The organism is Nocardioides bigeumensis (genome assembly GCF_039531755.1).
In the GTDB taxonomy this organism is placed as follows: Bacteria; Actinomycetota; Actinomycetes; order Propionibacteriales; family Nocardioidaceae; genus Nocardioides; species Nocardioides bigeumensis.
On record NZ_BAAAQQ010000004.1, the window covers coordinates 69987 to 87198 of the forward strand.

15 protein-coding genes and 1 pseudogene are annotated in these 17212 nt (G+C 70.2%); 6 read left to right on the forward strand and 10 right to left on the reverse strand.

What is annotated here, in order from left to right:
• Positions 1–9: 9 nt before the first annotated feature.
• From ABD295_RS06640 to dapE, 3 genes are read right to left on the reverse strand one after another with little or no spacing between them, the layout of a single operon-like run.
• Positions 10–303 (reverse strand): DivIVA domain-containing protein, encoded by a 294-nt coding sequence (locus tag ABD295_RS06640; RefSeq protein ID WP_344302923.1) that lies wholly within the window; start codon positions 301–303, stop codon positions 10–12.
• Entirely contained in the window at positions 303–1115 is an 813-nt protein-coding gene (locus ABD295_RS06645; RefSeq protein ID WP_344302888.1) for an LOG family protein, read from the reverse strand. The genes ABD295_RS06640 and ABD295_RS06645 overlap by 1 nt, the downstream gene beginning before the upstream one ends.
• A gap of 5 nt (positions 1116–1120) precedes the next feature.
• Positions 1121–2188, reverse strand: coding sequence for a succinyl-diaminopimelate desuccinylase (gene dapE / locus ABD295_RS06650; RefSeq protein WP_425573996.1), 1068 nt, complete (start codon positions 2186–2188; stop codon positions 1121–1123).
• Between the two features lie 57 nt (positions 2189–2245).
• Here dapE and ABD295_RS21145 point away from each other — a divergent pair.
• A pseudogene (locus ABD295_RS21145) lies at positions 2246–2509 on the forward strand (2'-5' RNA ligase family protein); the annotation flags it as partial.
• 160 nt (positions 2510–2669) lie between these two features.
• Here the strand turns inward: ABD295_RS21145 and ABD295_RS06655 are convergent.
• The 3 genes from ABD295_RS06655 to ABD295_RS06665 all read right to left on the reverse strand — a co-directional run bounded on the left by ABD295_RS06655 (position 2670) and on the right by ABD295_RS06665 (position 8162).
• Positions 2670–3350: a VOC family protein gene (locus ABD295_RS06655; protein WP_344302889.1), complete on the reverse strand. Its 681-nt coding sequence runs from the start codon at positions 3348–3350 to the stop codon at positions 2670–2672.
• Entirely contained in the window at positions 3347–6529 is a 3183-nt protein-coding gene (gene ileS / locus ABD295_RS06660) for an isoleucine--tRNA ligase (protein ID WP_344302890.1), read from the reverse strand. The genes ABD295_RS06655 and ileS overlap by 4 nt, the downstream gene beginning before the upstream one ends.
• 265 nt (positions 6530–6794) lie before the next feature.
• The gene (locus tag ABD295_RS06665; protein WP_344302891.1) at positions 6795–8162 is read right to left on the reverse strand and encodes an FAD-binding oxidoreductase; all 1368 of its coding nucleotides are present in this window, start codon (positions 8160–8162) and stop codon (positions 6795–6797) included.
• A 101-nt stretch (positions 8163–8263) separates the two neighbouring features.
• On the opposite strand from ABD295_RS06665, the gene ABD295_RS06670 reads away from it, so the two are divergent.
• From ABD295_RS06670 to ABD295_RS06690, 5 genes are all read left to right on the forward strand, one after another.
• The gene (locus ABD295_RS06670) at positions 8264–8860 is read left to right on the forward strand and encodes a TetR/AcrR family transcriptional regulator (RefSeq protein WP_344302892.1); all 597 of its coding nucleotides are present in this window, start codon (positions 8264–8266) and stop codon (positions 8858–8860) included.
• Positions 8861–9119: 259 nt separating this feature from the next.
• Entirely contained in the window at positions 9120–10070 is a 951-nt protein-coding gene (gene dapD, locus ABD295_RS06675; protein ID WP_344302893.1) for a 2,3,4,5-tetrahydropyridine-2,6-dicarboxylate N-succinyltransferase, read from the forward strand.
• Between the two features lie 4 nt (positions 10071–10074).
• On the forward strand, positions 10075–11055 hold the full coding sequence (locus ABD295_RS06680) for a VldE C-terminal domain-containing protein (protein ID WP_344302894.1): 981 nt from the start codon (positions 10075–10077) through the stop codon (positions 11053–11055).
• A 209-nt stretch (positions 11056–11264) separates the two neighbouring features.
• The gene (locus ABD295_RS06685) at positions 11265–11660 is read left to right on the forward strand and encodes a hypothetical protein (RefSeq protein ID WP_344302895.1); all 396 of its coding nucleotides are present in this window, start codon (positions 11265–11267) and stop codon (positions 11658–11660) included.
• Positions 11661–11777: 117 nt separating this feature from the next.
• Positions 11778–12170: a hypothetical protein gene (locus tag ABD295_RS06690; protein ID WP_344302896.1), complete on the forward strand. Its 393-nt coding sequence runs from the start codon at positions 11778–11780 to the stop codon at positions 12168–12170.
• Positions 12171–12176: 6 nt separating this feature from the next.
• On the opposite strand, the gene ABD295_RS06695 is transcribed toward ABD295_RS06690, so the two are convergent.
• The 4 genes from ABD295_RS06695 to ABD295_RS06710 all read right to left on the reverse strand — a co-directional run bounded on the left by ABD295_RS06695 (position 12177) and on the right by ABD295_RS06710 (position 17212).
• Positions 12177–13700 carry a glucoamylase family protein gene (locus tag ABD295_RS06695; RefSeq protein WP_344302897.1) on the reverse strand — a complete coding sequence of 508 codons (1524 nt, stop codon included), beginning with the start codon at positions 13698–13700 and terminating at the stop codon, positions 12177–12179.
• Positions 13701–14044: 344 nt separating this feature from the next.
• Positions 14045–14956, reverse strand: a complete 912-nt coding sequence (locus tag ABD295_RS06700; protein ID WP_344302898.1) for a carbohydrate ABC transporter permease — start codon at positions 14954–14956, stop codon at positions 14045–14047.
• Positions 14953–15921, reverse strand: a complete 969-nt coding sequence (locus tag ABD295_RS06705) for a carbohydrate ABC transporter permease (RefSeq protein WP_344302899.1) — start codon at positions 15919–15921, stop codon at positions 14953–14955. The genes ABD295_RS06700 and ABD295_RS06705 overlap by 4 nt, the downstream gene beginning before the upstream one ends.
• Before the next feature lies 1 nt (position 15922).
• Positions 15923–17212, reverse strand: coding sequence for a sugar ABC transporter substrate-binding protein (locus tag ABD295_RS06710; protein WP_344302900.1), 1290 nt, complete (start codon positions 17210–17212; stop codon positions 15923–15925).

Here is a 17212-nt window from a genome sequence, read left to right on the forward strand (position 1 = left end):
AATGATCCCTCAGTCGGTCTTCGCGTCGCCACTGGACGCGTCGGTGGGAGCGGCGTCCTCGGACGCTTCCTCCTTCTCCTTCGCCAGGCGGTCGAGGAGGGCGTCCACCTCGGACATGCGATAGCCACGGAAGGCCAGGGAGAAGCGCACCCGTCGCAGGTCGTCCGCGCCGATCTCGCCCTCGGCAGGGACGAGCGCGTCCGGGCGGTCGTCGTACGCCGGCGCGAGCGGCTGGCCGCGACCGGCCGCGACCGCCGCGATCACCCCGAGGGCCAGCACGACCAGGACGGCGAAGAACCACATCACGGCGACGACGGCTCCCCGGGCTCCCCGGGCTCCCCGGGCTCCCCGGGCTGCCCGCCCTGCCTGCTCCGGCCGCCCTTCGCGCTGGCCTCGACCATCAGCCGCACCGCCTCGTCGACGTCGTCGGTGAGGGTCAGGCGATCGAGGTCGGCGGCGGAGATCTTGCCGTCGGCGAGCACGGTGTCGCGCAGCCAGGCGAGAAGACCCTGCCAGTAGGTGGTGCCGACAAGCACGATGGGGAACGACGTGATCTTGCCGGTCTGCGCGAGCGTCAGCGCCTCGAAGAGCTCGTCGAAGGTGCCGAGTCCTCCTGGCAGCACCACGAACCCCTGGGCGTACTTCACGAACATCGTCTTGCGCGCGAAGAAGTAGCGGAAGTTGATGCCCTTGTCGACCCACTGGTTCAGCCCGGTCTCGAAGGGCAGCTCGATGCCGAGCCCGACGCTCAGCCCCCCTGCCTCGCTGGCTCCCTTGTTGGCGGCCTCCATCGCACCAGGTCCGCCGCCGGTGATCACCGCGAAGCCCGCCGCGACCAGCTTGCGGCCGACCTCTTCGGCCTGGGCGTACGACGGGTGACCCTCGGGCGTCCGCGCCGAGCCGAACACCCCGATCGCGGGACCGATCTCGGCCAACGACCCGAAGCCCTCGACGAACTCCGCCTGGATCCGGAGCACTCGCCATGGATCGGTGTGCAGCCACGCCGCCGAGCCCTTGTCGTCGAGGAGCCGCTGGTCGGTGGTGGTGCCGTCGACCTGGTCCCGGCGCAAGACCTCCGGGCCGCGGTACTTCTCGCCGGAAAGGTCCCTCGGCACCGGGCTCACAGGTCGCCCCCGGTCAGCCAGGCGCGCAGCCGGCGTTCGCACTCCACGAGCTGGGCGACGGGGACGTGCTCGTCCTTGTGGTGGGCGAACATCGGGTCGCCGGGTCCGTAGTTGACGGCAGGGACCCCGAGCGCGCTGAAGCGGGCCACGTCGGTCCAGCCGAACTTCGGGTTGACCTGACCGCCGACCGCCTCGACGAACGCCTTCGCCGCCGGCACGTCCAGCCCGGGGCGGGCGCCCGGTGCGACGTCGAGCACCTCGACGTCGTACCCCTCGAAGAACTCACGGACGAACGCCTCCGCCTCGGCCGGGCTCCGGTCGGGGGCGAAACGGTGGTTGACGTTGACGGTGCAGCGGTCGGGAATGACGTTGCTGGCGACGCCGCCGGTGATGCCGGTCGCGTTGAGTCCCTCGCGGTAGGTCAGGCCGTCGATGACCGGTTCGCGGGCGACGTACTCCGCCAACCGGGCCAGGATCGGGCCGGCCTTGTGGATCGCGTTCTCGCCGCGCCAGGAGCGCGCCGCGTGCGCCCGCGCGCCGGTGGTCGTCACGGCGACGCTGAGGGTGCCCTGGCAGCCTGCCTCGACGAGCGCGTCGGAGGGTTCCATCAAGATCGCGAAGTCGGCCTCGAGCAGGTCGGGGCGGCTCTGCGACAGGAGGTAAAGGCCGTTGAACGCCGCCTCGATCTCCTCGGCCTCGTAGAGCAGGTAGGTCACGTCGTGCACCGGCTCGGTCACCGTGGCGGCGAGCTTGAGGATGACGGCGTCGCCGCCCTTCATGTCGCAGGTGCCGAGCCCGCGGAGCATGTCGCCGTCGAGCGTCGACGGCCAGTTGTCGTTGACCGGCACGGTGTCGAGGTGCCCGGCGACCACGACCCGCTGCGCCCGCCCGAGGTTGGTGCGCGCCACGATGGTGTTGCCGTGCCGGCTGACCTCGAGGTGGCTGAGAGGTTGGAGCGCCCACTCGACCTGGTCGGCGATCTCCTGCTCGTTGCGGCTCACCGACTCGATGTCGACGAGCGCGGCGGTCAGGCTCACGACGTCCGCGCTGAGGTCCAGGGACATGCGGCCCATCCTGTCATCGGCACCGCCCGGCGCTGAGGACCGGCCAGCGTCACGGCCATGTCGGACTCGGTGCTGCTCGTCCAGATCCCCGAAGCCGAGCCGGTCGTGGGACAGCACCGCCTCCGCCTCGACCCCGTGACCGAGCACGGCGTGCCGGCGCACGTCACTGCGCTGTTCCCGTTCGTCCCCCGCGGACTGCTGGACGACGGGGTCGTGGCTCGCGTCGCCGAGGTCGCCGCGCAGCACTCCGCGTTCGACTACCGGCTGTCGCGGACGCTGTGGTTCGAGAACAGCGCGCTGTGCCTGGACGTCGACGATCCCGCGCCGTTCTCGGCGGCAGGCTCTCCTCGACCCGGCTGTGAACCTGCGGCGGGGCTCCAAGGCCACGTTTGGTCAGAGACTGCAGGATTCGCGGCACATTTCCTGCGGACTCTGACCAATCGTCGCCCTCACCGCGTCCGCGCCCGGCGGAGTGCGCGGATCAGCCGGGGAAGGCGCAGAACTCGTTGCCTTCAGGGTCGGCGAGGGCGGCCCCGCCGCCCTCGTGGTCCCACAGGTGCGTGGCTCCCGCCGCGAGCAGCGGTTCGACCTCGCCGAAGAGGTCCCAGTGCACGCGGTTGGAACCGACGCGCGGTTCGGGCACAGGCACGAAGTCGAGGGTGAGCCTGGGATCGGGGGTGGCGTGCTCGAGAGTGCACCAGGGCTCGTCGTCGTAGGTCGTGACGTCGACGCCGAGGACCCGGCCCCACCACGCGGCCTGAGCGGCGGGGTCGACGCAGTCGATCACCACGCCGTGCAGCCGGTACGCCGGCATCCGGTCGGGCTCGCGCACGAAGGCGCAGAACTCGCCACCCTCGGGGTCGGCCATCACCGTCCACCCGAAGCCGGTGTCCTCGGCGCGCTCCAGCACGGTCGCCCCGAGCGCCTCCAGGTCGGCGATCGCGGCGGTGTCGATGTCGAGGTGGAGGCGGTTCTTGACCGCCTTCGGACGGTCGACGGCATTGATCCAGATCCGCTGGTAGTCGTGCTCGCCCTCCAGCGACACCTTGCCGGGCGAGGTCTCGATGCCCAGGCCGATCACGGCAGCCCAGAACTCGCCGAGCGCGAGCTGACCGTTCGACGCGTCCAGGCAGAGGTCCTTCCAACGGGCGAGGGTGGTCATGCCTTCACCACCGCCACGGTCATGACGTCGGGCGTCGCCGTGTCGTCGACGACCAACGTCGTCGCGAGCGTCTCGTCGGCGACGAACCGCTCGTGTGCCCGCACCGCCGACCGGGTCGCGTCGGAGCCGCCGATCGTCAGCGCGATCCGGTCGGACACGTCGAGACCGGCGTCCTTGCGGGCCTGCTGGACCGCGCGCACGACGTCGCGCGCGACGCCTTCCGCCTCCAGCTCAGGCGTCACCACGGTGTCGAGCACCACGAAGCCACCGCTCGGCAGCACGCCGGTCGCCGCGCCTTCGCCGGCACCGGCCACGGTGTCGAGGGCGTACTCCCCCTCCTCCAGCACCAGCCCGCCCGCTGTCACGGTGCCGTCCTCGGCCACCGACCAGTCACCGGACTTCGAGCCCTTGATGGCCGTCTGGACGTCCCGGCCCAGGCGGGGACCGGCCGCGCGCGCGTTGACGGTCAGTCGCTGCGAGACGCCGTACGCCGCCGCCTCGTCGGACGCCGCGTCGAGCAGGCGGACCTCCTTGAGGTTGAGCTCGTCGGCGACCAGCGACTCGAAGCCCTGGAGGGCCGCCGGGTCGGCGACGACCACCGTCATCGACGCCAGCGGCAGCCGGTTGCGCAGGGACGCCGCCTTGCGCAGCGCCGAGCCTGCGGAGCAGACCTCACGCACCGTGTCCATCGCGGAGACGAGCGCGGGGTCGGACGGCAGGGTGTCGGCCGACGGCCAGTCGGTCAGGTGCACGGACCGCTCGCCGGTCAGTCCGCGCCAGACCTCCTCGGTCGTCAGCGGCAGCAGCGGCGCGGTGACGCGGCAGACCGTCTCCAGCACCGTGTAGAGGGTGTCGAACGCCGCGGCGTCCTCGGCCCAGAAACGGTCGCGCGAGCGACGGATGTACCAGTTGGTCAGCACGTCGAGGAAGGTCCTCGTCGAGTCGCACGCGTTGGCCACGTCGTACTCGTCGAGCTGGTGGGTCATGGTCTCGACGAACTGCTGCGCCTTGGCCAGCACGTAGCGATCGAGCGGGTCGGTCGAGTCGGTCCTCAGGGACGCGGAGTAGCCGGCCGCGTTGGCGTAGAGGGCGAAGAACGACCAGCTGTTCCACAGCGGGATCAGCACCTGACGCACCGAGTCGCGGATGCCCTGCTCGGTCACGATCAGGTTGCCCCCGCGCAGGATCGGCGACGACATCAGGAACCACCGCATCGCGTCGGCACCGTCGCGGTCGAAGACCTCGCGCACGTCGGGGTAGTTGCGCAGGGACTTCGACATCTTGTTGCCGTCGTGACCGAGCACGATGCCGTGGCTGACGCAGGCCGAGAAGGCCGGCCGGTCGAAGATCGCGGTGGCGAGGACGTGCAGCGTGTAGAACCAGCCGCGAGTCTGGCCGATGTACTCGACGATGAAGTCGCCCGGGAAGTGGTGGGTGAACCACTCCTCGTTCTCGAACGGGTAGTGCACCTGCGCGAACGACATCGACCCCGAGTCGAACCACACGTCCAGCACGTCGGGGACGCGCCGCATCATCGACCGCCCCTCCTCCGGCGACCGCGGGTCGTCGGGGTTGGGCCGCACGAGCTCGTCGACGTACGGCCGGTGCAGGTCCGTGACGGGCACGCCGAAGTCCGCCTCCAGCTGCTCGAAGGAGCCGTAGACATCGATGCGCGGGTACGCCGGGTCGTCGCTGCGCCAGACCGGCACCGGCGAGCCCCAGAACCGGTTGCGGGTGATCGACCAGTCGCGGGCGTTGGCCAGCCACTTGCCGAACTGGCCGTGCTTGATGTGGTCGGGGACCCAGCGGATCTGCTCGTTGAGCTCGAGCATCCGCTCCTTCACCGCGGTCACCTCGACGAACCACGACGAGACGCCCTTGTAGATCAGCTTCTCGCGGCAGCGCCAGCAGTGCGGGTAGGAGTGGTCGTAGGTCTCGCGCCGCAGCAGCTCGGTGCCCGGGGTGACGGCGCCGGTGCGGGTCTTGAGGTGGTCGATGATGTGCAGGTTGGCGTCGAAGACCTGCATGCCGGCGTACTCGTCGACCGGCGTGGTGAACCGGCCGTCCTTGCCCACCGGCATCACCGGCGCGATGCCCTCGCGGTCGGTGACCTCCTTGTCGACCTCACCGAAGGCGCCGGCGCTGTGCACCAGACCCGTTCCGTCGGTCGTGGTGACGAACTCGTCGCCGGCGACGACCCGGAAGGCGTTCTCGTGTCCCTCGAAGTAGGAGAACGGCGGCGTGTACTCGAGCCCGAGCAGCTCGGAGCCCTTCCCGCGCCACACCACCTCGGCGTCGCCGAGCTCGCGGGCGTACGCCGGCAGCCGCGCCTCGGCCAGCAGGTAGCCACCACGCCCGTCGGGGCCGTCGGCGTGGACGCCGACGTAGTCGATGTCGCTGCCGACCATGACTGCGAGGTTGCTCGGCAGCGTCCAGGGGGTCGTCGTCCAGGTCAGCAGCTTGACGCCCTTGAACTGGCCCTCCGTCGTGATCGAGAAGCCGACGGTCACGGCGGGGTCCTGGACCATCTGGTAGACGTCGTCGTCCATCCGCAGCTCGTGGTTGGACAGGGGCGTCTCGTCGTTCCAGCAGTAGGGCAGCACCCGGAAGCCTTCGTAGATCAACCCCTTGTCGTAGAGCTGCTTGAACGCCCACATCACCGACTCCATGTAGTCGGGGTTCATGGTGCGGTAGTCGTTGTCGAAGTCGACCCAGCGCGCCTGACGGGTGACGTAGTCGCGCCACTCGCCGGTGTACTGCATCACCGACGCCCGGCAGGCGTCGTTGAACTTCTCGATGCCCATCTCGACGATCTCGTCGGTCGTCTTGATGCCGAGCTGGCGCATCGCCTCGAGCTCGGCGGGCAGCCCGTGCGTGTCCCAGCCGAACCGGCGCTCGACCCGGCGCCCGCGCATGGTCTGGTAGCGCGGGATCAGGTCCTTGACGTAGCCGGTGAGCAGGTGGCCGTAGTGGGGCAGGCCGTTGGCGAACGGCGGCCCGTCGTAGAAGACGAACTCGTTGGCGCCGTCGTCCCCGGCCTCGCGCTGGTCGACGCTCGCCTGGAAGGTGCCGTCGGCGTCCCAGTAGGCCAGCACCGCCTCCTCGATCGCCGGGAAGCGCGGGCTCGACGGGACGCCGCTAGCGCTGGCGTCGGTGTGGGAGACCTTGGGGTACGTCATCGAGTGGCCCTCCTGCGGTTCGTCTTCGGTGATCGAGCTGAGTCGAGATCTCGAGGACGACGTGAGCCGCGGTACCACCTCGCTTGCCTGGTTCGTTGGTCGAGACCAGACCGCTTCGTTCAGGGCTGTGACGGGCCTACCCGTCCGGTTCTAGTAGGCCGCTCCTGGTGGGAGAGACCGTTCTTCCGGAGGCTCGCCGCTGATGACGGCTCGGACGCCTGTGCCTCGATCGTACGGGGAGGCACAGGCGTCCGGCCAACTGGAATCACCGCGGCGTCGGAGAAGGCGGCACGTGGTGGTTGCCCCGGAACAGGTCGTCCGGGTCGTAGGCGTCCTTCACCCTCCGCAGCCGCGCCCAGGTCGCGCGGTCGAAGAACGCGCTGGGGTCGGCGGGGTCCATCACGAAGTTGGGGTAGTCGCCGGCTCGTTCGGGCAGCAGCGCCGCCTCCAGCGCCAGGAGCTGCTCGCGCACGACCGGCTCTGCCGCCGGGTCGGGCACCACGCCGAGGCTGAGGAAGGCGATGTCACCGGGCAGCGTCGCCCGTGCACCAGCCCCCTCGGGCGCCCGGTGCAGCGCGCCACCCACGTGCCGGAACTCGACCAGTCCCAGCGCCGAGCCGGCGCCGCCGACCCGCGCGACCTCTTCGATCGCAGCCGGGGTGAGCCGGTCCAGCAGTGCGGTCGTCGAGCGGAACGGCAGCGGCTGCTCCGGGTCCATCGCCAGTCGGTTCAGGCCGAGCGGCGACTGCACGGCGAGCGAGTCCATGACCGGCCCGAGGGCCCGCAGCGGACGGAGCAGGTCGGACCCGTCGGCCTCGTCGCCGAGGAAGGCCACGAGGACGACGATGAACGAGCGACCGCGGACCGGTTCGGGGACCTCGGGCAGCGGCGGGAAGTGGATGATCGACGCCCAGGTCGTGAGCTCCTCGGGGTACGACGCCAGCAGACCCGTCCAGGTGTGGAGCACGTCGGCGGCCCGCTCGACGGGGAAGAACAGCGCCCCGGCGTACAGCTCCTTCAGCGGCTGCACCTCGAAGTCGATCCCGGTGACGACGCCGTAGCTGCCGCCCCCGCCGCGCAGGGCCCAGAACAGGTCGGGCTCGTGCTCGTGGTCGGCGCGGACGAGTCGGCCGTCGGCGGTGACCACCTCGAGCGCGGTGACGGCGTTGGTCTGCATCCCGTGCTTGCGCGAGAGCCACCCGATGCCGCCCCCCAGGGAGTAGCCGGCGACGCCCACCTCCGGCGACGAGCCGTGCAAGCCGGCCAGGCCCCGTGGTGCCAGCAGCGGGGTCACCTCGCGCCACCGGGTGGCGGCGCCGACCGAGACCTGCCGGACCCGCTCGTCCACCCGGACGCCGGTCAGCGCCGAGGTGTTGACGATCACGGTGCCGTCCAGCGAGCCGAGCGGCCCCGCGTTGTGCCCGGTCGTCTGCGCGGTGATCCGCAACCCACGCTCTCGGGCCCAGCCGACCACGGAGGCGACCTGCGCCGCGTCGGTGGGGAGGGCGATCGCCTCGGGTCGCTGGTCGACCAGCACGTTGAACGCTCCCCGGACGGCGTCCCAGTCCCGATCGCCGGGCCGGACCAGGCGCCCGGGAGCCCGGTCGGTCCGGGTGTCGATCTCGACTGTCATGTCACTCACTCCTTTTCATCGAACATGTCTGTGTCACCGAATTAGAGCAGTCGTCCCCCGGCCTGTCAATTGAACGAACACACATGTGCGATAATTCTGGGGTGACCCGCACCTACCAGCAGAAGAAGCGAGCCGAGCAGCAGGAGAAGACCCGCCTCCGGATCGTGGAGGCCGCCGTCGCCCTGCACGGCGAGCTGGGTCCCGCGCGCACCACGATGAGCGCCGTCGCCGAGCGAGCAGGCGTCCAGCGCAACACGCTGTACCGGCACTTCCCGGACGAGCGTGCGCTGCTCCACGCCTGCTCCGCCCACCACGTCGCCCAGCACCCGTTGCCCGACCCCGCCGACTGGCTCGACATCGACGACCCGGTGGCGCGGAGCCGGCACGGGCTCCGCCTGGTGTACGCGCACTGGGAGGCCGACGAGGCCATGACCTCCCACGTCGTCCGCGACGCGGAGGTGCACCCACTGGTGGGCGAGGTCAGCCGGCTGCGGCTCGGGGGACCCCGTGCGGCGATCCGCGAGGCGCTGCTCACCGCGTGGCCCGAGGGGCAGCGGAGCCCCGAGGTCACGGCTTCGATCGACCTGGCGCTGAGCTTCCGCACCTGGCAGACGCTGGTCCGCGGCAGCGGGCTGAGCAGCGACGCGGCCGCCGACCTGATGGCGGCCGCGATCGCCTGCGCCGCTCATCGACCGTGAGGGCGCGAGCCAAACGTCTTGGCCGCACGGCGTTTCGCGCGGCCTTCCTGGACAAGTGGGTGGTCCAGACGGGGGGCTCCGTCGGGCCCACCTGTGGGGGGCCCAATGCTGTGGCTGTGGGGCTGTGGGGCTGTGGGGCTGTGGGGCTGTGGGGCCGTGGGGGCCGGGGCCGTGGCGGCCGGGTGGGGAACGCGTCGGTCAGTAGCCGGCGGCGGGTGGATTCGGCACCCACTGGGGTGGCCTCCGTAAAGTGAGGCGGGTGACTCGCAGCGCGTTCGGCTTCGGCCTGGCCACCGTCGTGACCTCCGGCGCCAGCGCGGGCACGGTCCTGGACACGTGGTACCCCTCCCCCGCTCTCGGCGGACGACCCGAGGGGGTGACCGTTCCCGAGTCTCTCGTCGCGCTGGCAGCCGAGCACCCCGCCCGCCGCGTCCGCACCGAGGTCGTCGAGCGCGAGATCGACCTCGACGTCGCACCGGCCGACGCCAGTGACGCCTACCTCCGACTGCACCTGCTCTCCCACCGTCTCGTGGCCCCGCACGGGCTCGACCTGAGCGGCATCTTCGGCGTGCTGGCCAACGTCGTGTGGACCAACCACGGGCCGGCGCCCGTCGACGGCTTCGAGGAGACCCGCGCGCGCCTGCGCGCGCAGGGTCCGGTCACCGTCTACGGCGTCGACAAGTTCCCGCGGATGGTCGACTACGTCCTGCCCGTCGGCGTCCGCATCGCCGACGCCGACCGGGTCCGGCTCGGGGCCCACCTCGCCGACGGCACCACCGTCATGCACGAGGGCTTCGTCAACTACAACGCCGGGACCCTGGGCACGAGCATGGTCGAGGGCCGCATCAGCGCCGGCGTCGTGGTCGGCGACGGCTCCGACGTCGGAGGCGGCGCCTCGATCATGGGGACCCTGTCGGGTGGCGGCAAGCAGGTGATCTCGATCGGCCGCCGCTGCCTGGTCGGCGCGAACGCCGGCATCGGCATCTCCCTCGGCGACGACTGTGTCGTCGAGGCGGGGTGCTACGTCACCGCGGGCACGAAGGTGACCATGAAGGGGTCCGACGGCGAGCCCGTCGTCGTCAAGGCGCTGGACCTCTCCGGGGCCGACAACGTCCTCTTCCGTCGCAACTCCGTCTCCGGCGCGATCGAGGCGGTGCCGTGGCAGGGCCAGGGCATCGAGCTCAACAGCGCCTTGCACAGCAACGCCTAGCTGGATGGTCCGCAGGTCAGCCGGTCGCGTCTCCGCGATCGTCCTCATCGGCGTCGGTGCCGTCGTGGCCGTCGTCGCGGCCGGCCTCGCCCTGCTCACGGGCGCGGGCCCCCTGCCCGACCCGGTCGGCTGCACGGCCAGCGTCCAGGGGCGCGAGGTCACGCTGTCGACCGAGCAGGCGGAGAACGCCGCGCTCATCTCCGCGATCGCCATGAAGCGCGGGATGCCGCCGCGCGCGGTGTCGATCGCGCTCGCGACGGCGTACCAGGAGTCCAAGATCCTCAACATCGAGCACGGGCACCTCGACTCGATCGGCCTCTTCCAGCAGCGGCCGTCGCAGGGGTGGGGCACCCGCCGGCAGATCCTGGACCCGGTCTACTCCATCAACAAGTTCTACGACGCCTTGAGCGAGGTCGACGGCTACGAGTCGATGCGCATCACCGTGGCGGCGCAGGCGGTGCAGCGGTCCGCCTACCCGGAGGCGTACGCCGACCATGAGGCCGATGCGCGCGTGCTGGCCTCCGCACTCACCGGGGAGACCACCGGCGGCCGGTTCTGGTGCACCACCCGTGGCGACGTCGACGAGGAGTCCGACGAGCTCGACGACGCGGGCCTGACGAACAGGGCCGCGATCGTGCGTGAGGAGCTGGGCAACGTCTTCGGCGACCTGTCCCTCGGTGGGTTCGAGCCTGGTGGCGTCACCAGCGGCCACATGGAGAGCTCCGCGCACTACGACGGTCGCGCGGTCGACGTGTTCTTCCGGCCCGTCGCCGAGGCGAACCGGCAGCGCGGCTGGGAGGTGGCGCAGTACCTCGTCGCCCAGGCCGACCGGCTCTCCATCCGCACGGTCATCTTCGACGGCAAGATCTGGACTTCCGGCAGTCGCTCGGAGCAGGGCTGGCGCGACTACGACCCGCCCAGCTCCAGCGGCGACCCCGACGTGCTCGCGCACCGGGACCACGTGCACGTCGACGTCTTCGACTAGCACGCCCACCAGGGCCCGGGACCTCCGGAAACCTCCGTCGACAGTCCGCAGCGGTAAAGATCCACGCTCGGCCACGCCCGCACGGCAAAGAAATCCGCAAGTTGGCGGGTTTCCCAGACGACTTTCGTATCGTTGTCCCACTGACGTCATTCAGTGCGACCGGGGGGTAGCACGGGCGTCAGGGGACATGGACTCATGGGGGAGACACCATGCAGCAGAGCTCTACGATCCTGACGGTCGGCACCGCGCTTCGGCGGGCCCAGGACGGCGGCGTGCAGGTGCACGTCCTCGTCGGCGGCTTCTGGATGACCGGCGACGTGCTCGGTCTCGACGGCGAGGGTGCCGTCCTGCAGACCCAGGAGGGCGACACCATCGTGCTGCGCATCCAGGCCGTCACGGCGGTCCGGGTCGAGCAGGCCATCGCCGCCGACGACGTCCCCGAGGAGCCGGCTGCGCCCAGGTCCGCCGCGCCGTCGTGGCACCCGGAGAGCGCTCCGGCGTACGCCGCCGGCGAGTCCGACGTGGTCGGCGACCGCATCCGTGCGGCCACCGAGATCTTCACCCGGGACCTGGTCGAGCTCCACCGCGAGCCGCAGCCGGCCTAGCCAGCAACGCGGTTGCGACGCGGTCCGGGGAGAAACTTGTCTCCCCGGTGATTGCGGCAGGCCCGGTCGTGCGGTGCAATTGGTGGGTCGGATCGAGCCTGGGGGGGACATCGACCCATGAACATCACTACCACCATCCTGACGGTGGGCACCGCGCTGCGGCACGCCGAGGCGAGCAGCGTGCCCGTGCAGGTGCTCTGCGGGACCACGTGGATGACCGGCCACGTGATCGGGCTCGACGGAGAGGGCGTCGCCCTCTACACACCGGACGAGGAGACGCTCGTCATCCGGATCTCCGGCATCTCGGCGGTCCGCATGAAGGCGCCGGTCTCGTCGGCTCGCGAGGAGCGGGTGCGCTCGCAGTACGACATGGGCTTCCCGCACCACACCCCGGACGACCTCAGCAACCTCGGCGTGGAGCCGATGCCGTCGCCGGCCCGGGTGGCCGAGGAGAAGCCCGTCGTGAGCCCCTACCCGGTCGGCCACCCGGCCCGTGCGTCCAGTCGTTAGCAGCCACTAACGACCCGCTGAGCCGAAGGTCTCCTCCGCCATCAGCGGCTTGACCTTCTCAGCGAGCCCGCCCGGCGCGACGTAGCCACGCAGGTCGTCCCCGGCGAGCGCGTTGCCGAGCGCGGCCATGATCATGCCCTGGTCGAGCGACAGGTAGCGCTTGGAGACGTCGCCGGTCGGCACCTCGACGGCGTCGTAGAAACCGCCGGGGCCGTAGGCGTCGAAGTTGCGCTTCAGCTTGGCGAGGTTGGCGAGCGCCTGCCCCTTGGCGTAGCGCAGCGCGAGGAAGGACGCGTGCGGCGTCACGACACCGTCGCCGTACTCCGTCGGCGCGGGCTCACCGGCCCGGTTGTTGGGACAGCCCTCGACCACGTTGGGCTGGCTCCAGTCGGTGCGCTGCTGGTCGGAGGTGTAGCCGGGCTCGTCCATGCCGAGCGCGTCCACGCCGTACTCGCGGTAGCCGCCGTCGGGGTTGTTCGACGGGGAGAAGCCCCAGTAGCCGTAGCCGGCCTCTTCCTTGCCGTGCTCGATCTGGGCCTGCACGTAGAGCGGGTGGTTCTTGCCCCACGAGGACGGGCCCCACTTCTCCTCGGGCACGAACAGCGGCACCATCAGGGCCTCGAACATGCTGCCGCCCCACGTCGGGACGATCTTCATGCCGCGGTAGGGCAGCGTGCCCTCGAAGACGTCGACGCCCTCGTGGGAGACCCACTCGCCGGTCGGCGTGGTCTCGGTCCAGGTGTAGTCGCAGATCGGCGGGAAGGTCCGCTGGGTACCGAAGTAGTGCTTCGCCGGGATCTGACCGGCAGCGATGCCGAGGTACGACGCCATCCGGGGCTCGGTGTTGAACGCGCCGTAGCGGTGGCAGGTGTGGTAGACCGGCGCGGTTCCCTCGCGGAAGCTCAACAGCTGCGAGCAGCCCGGGGGCGGCTCGACCCAGAAGCCGCCGCTGATCTGGCCGCCGACGGGACCGTCCGGCGTCTTGCGCACGCCGGCCGACTCGTCGTAGTAGAAGCCGAAGTCCATCTTCTCGCGCAGGGCGTCGGCCGCCGGGGCGACCTCGCTGTCCGCACGGGCGGCGACCAGCAGCCCGGTGGCGAGCCAGCCGTTGTCGACGCTCGAGACGAACGGGTGGACGGTGCTCTGGTTCTCCGGCCAGACGGTCAGCTTCTCCAGAGTCGCGGGGTCGTACCAGTTGTAGTACTGGCCGGACTCCTCGTGCATCTCGAGCTTGCCGATCGAGTCGATCGTCTGCAGCATCCGCTCGCGCGCGTCGGCCTTGGTGATCAGGCCGGTGTCGCGGGCGACGACGGTGCTCCACAGGTAGGCGCCGATGTTGGTCGGCGACGTGAAGCCGCTGCGGTCCGTCGCGTCGAGGTCGCCGCCGATGTTGTCGGCGGGCAGGCCGGTGTCCTCGTCGGTCATCGCGACGAACGACTTCCAGGTGTCCTTGAGGTACTGCTTCATCACGCGGTCCTGGGCACCGCCCTTGGCGGCACTGGACACGGCGCCGGTCACGGCGCCGGTCATGGAGGCAGACATGGGGCCGGGCATGGGTCCGGACATGGGGCCGGGCATGGGGCCGGGCATGGCGGCGGTGGTCGGAGCAGCGGCGCCGGTGGGCGCCGCTGCTCCGGGTCCGCCGACTGCCAGCCCGAGAGCCACTGCTCCGGCAGCGACGAGTGTGGTGAGCCTGGCGGCTCGTGGGGAGGGGCGCATTGAGGGTTCTCCGTTTCCCGAGATGGATGTTGTGGTGGGGTCTCGACTGATCGCTCGCTTCGCTCGCTGCTCGACCACCGACTGATCGCTCGCTTCGCTCGCTGCTCGACCACCGACTGATCGCTCGACCACCGGTGGTCGAGCTCAGTCGAGACCTACTTGATGCCGGTCATGGCGATGCCTTGCATGATGTGGCGCTGCAGGACGAGGAACAGGACGAGCACGGGGATCACGACGACCACGGAGCCCGCAAGGAGCAGGCCGTACTCGGTCGCGTTCTGCCCGACGGCGTACAACGCGAGCGCCACGGGAAGGGTGTACTTGTCCTCGGTCTGGGCGACGACGACCGGCCAGAGGAAGTTGTTCCACGAGCCGAGGAAGGTCAAGATCCCCAGCGTGGCCAGGGCCGGTCCGCACAGCGGCATGATCACCGAGGCGAAGATCCGCAGCTCGCCGGCGCCGTCGATGCGGGCCGCCTGGATGAGCTCGTCGGGCAGCGCGCTGATGTACTGCCGCATCAGGAACACGCCGAACGGCCCGGCCAGGAACGGCAGGATCAGCCCGATCAGGCTGTTGGTCAGACCCATCTTCGTCACCAGCACGAAGAGCGGCACGAAGGTCACCACACCCGGGATCATCAGCGTCGCCAGGACGACCGCGAACAACGCCCGCTTGCCGGTGAACTCCAGCTTCGCCAAGGCGTAGCCGAGCATCGAGCAGAAGACCATGTTGCCCAGGGTCACCGCGAGAGCGACCACGATGGAGTTGAAGAAGTACGTCGGGAAGTCCAGCTCGGTGAAGAGCGTGCGGTAGTTGTCGAGCGTCGTCGTCTCCGGGATCCACGTCGGCGGGACGCGGCGCACCTCGGCCTCGGGCTTGAAGGACGAGACCACCATCCAGATGAACGGGACGACGACCACGAACAGCCCTCCTGCCAGGACGCCGTAGATCCAGCGAGGAGCGCGGTCGTAGCCGTCCTCCCGGCCGGACGGAGCCGTCGGTGCGGGCGTCGCCGGAGATGTCGGCGGGTGATCGGCCGCAGTGGCGGCACGCGCGGTGTCAGTCATTTGGAGTCCCTCTCGCCGAGCCAGCGGAACTGGAGGTAGGTCAGCGCGACGATGGCCAGGAACAGGAGATAGCTCGCCGCGGCGGCATACCCGTAGTTGCCGTAGCCGAACTGGTCGAAGGTGAAGAAGGTGACCGAGCGGGTGGAGTCGAGCGGTCCGCCTTTGGTCATCACCACGGCCTCCTCGAAGAACTGGAGGTAGCCGATGCCGGTGATCACCGCGCCGAAGAGCAGCGTCGGTCGCAGCATCGGGAGCGTGATGTGTCGGAAGCGGCCCCAGCCGGTGGCGCCGTCCACCTCGGCGGCCTCGTTGACCTCCTGGGGGATGGTCTGGAGGCCGGCCAGGAAGATCACCATGAGCGCGCCGAAGTTGCGCCACACCGACATGACCACGAGCGAGGGCAGCGCCAGCGCTGTGGAGTCGAGCCAGGCCGGACCGTCGATGCCGACGAGGTCGAGCAGGGAGTTGAGCAGTCCGCCGTTCTCGCGGTACAGGAACTTCCACACCACCGAGATGGCGACGATGCTGGTCACGACCGGGAGGTAGTAGCCGACCCGGAAGAAGCCCTTCAGACGGGTGATCCGGTTGAGGCCGACGGCGATCGCGAGGGCGACCATCATCGTGAGCGGGACGCCGAGCACCAGGTAGAGCAGGGTGTTCAGGGTGACCTTGCGGAAGAGCGGGTCCTGGATCAGCTTGGTGTAGTTGTCCAGGCCGACGATGTCGACCGCGAACGGGTTGCGGATGTCGACCCGCTTCAGGTCGGTGAACGACATGCCGAGCCCCGCTAGCACCGGCCCGAGGGTGAAGGCCAGGAACAGCACCACGAACGGGAGGGCGAGCACCCACGCGGCGACAGCCTGCTGCCGCCGCGTGGGATCCGTGCCCCGAGCTGGTCCGCGTCGCGGCGCCCCGGACCTCTTGGGGGCGGACGCCGCGTCGCGGGTCACGGTGGTGGTGGTCATGTCACAGACCAGTGCCGATCGCGGAGGCCTGCTCCTGCATCGAGGCGATGGCGTCCTCCACGCTCAGGTCGCCGCGCGTGACCTTCTCGGTCTCGCTGTCGACCACGCCGGCGACCTCTTCCCAGGTCGGCACCGACGGCGGTGCCTGCGTGCTGGCGAGCTGCTCACCGAAGATCTGCAGCTGCGGGTCGTCGGCGAGCTTGCCGCTGTCCCACGCCGACTGCACGGCGGGAAGGTCACCGACCTCGTCGTAGAAGCCCTGCTGGGTCTCGGGGTCCGAGAGCCACTGGACGTACTTCCAGGCGTTCTCCTTGTTGTCGGAGTCCGCGAAGACGGCCAGGTTGCCGCCACCCACGAAGGACGTGCCGGGCGAGCCCTCGGGACCGGGCAGCAGTGCGACGCCGTACTCGTCCTTGCTCAGTCCGGCCTCCTCGACGAGCCCGGCGTGCCAGGGCCCGGAGATGAAGGACGCGTAGGTGCCGTCGGCGAAGCCGCTCTCCAGCTCACCGGCGTCCATGGTCTTGGCGACCGTGATGCCCTCGTCGAAGAACGACTTGTAGTACTCGAGCGCCTCGGCCATCTCGGGGCTGTCGAGGGTGTACTCCGTGCCGTCCTCGTTGGTGAGGCTGGCGCCGTTGGACCACGCGAACGGCATCATCGTCTGCCAGGACCCGGTGCCGCCGGGAGGCAGGCTGATGCCGTACTCCGCGCCACCCTTGTCCATCAGGTCCTTGGTGAACTGCTTGAAGTCGTCCCAGCTCTGCGGGGGCTCGTTCCAGCCGGCCTTCTCCGCGAGGTCCTTGCGGTAGTAGAGGACGCGGGTCTCGACGTACCACGGCACGCCGTAGACGGTGCCGCCGACGTCGTTGGAGCCCCAGGCGCCCTCGAAGAAGTCGCCGCCGTCGACGAGGCCCTCCGGGATCGGGTCGATGCCGCCGGACTGGCCGAACTCGCCCATCCACGTCGACCCGACCAGGGTCACGTCGGGTGTCTCGCCGGACGCGATGGCGTTGGCGATCTTGTCGTGCGCGGCGTCCCACGGGACGGCGGTGACCTTCACGTCGGCGTCGGGGTTCTCGTCCATGAAGGACTGGGAGAAGTCACCGAGCATCTCGCCCTCGGTGCCCATGGCCCAGACCTCGATCTCGCCGCTGGCCTCACCTTCCGAGACGGCCTCCCCCTGGCCCTCTGCTCCGCTGTCGTCTGCGTCCCGACCGCATGCGGTCAAGGCCAGGCTGGAGATGGCCACGAGCGCGAGTGCGCGGGTGGCGATGCTGCGGTTCCGCTTCAT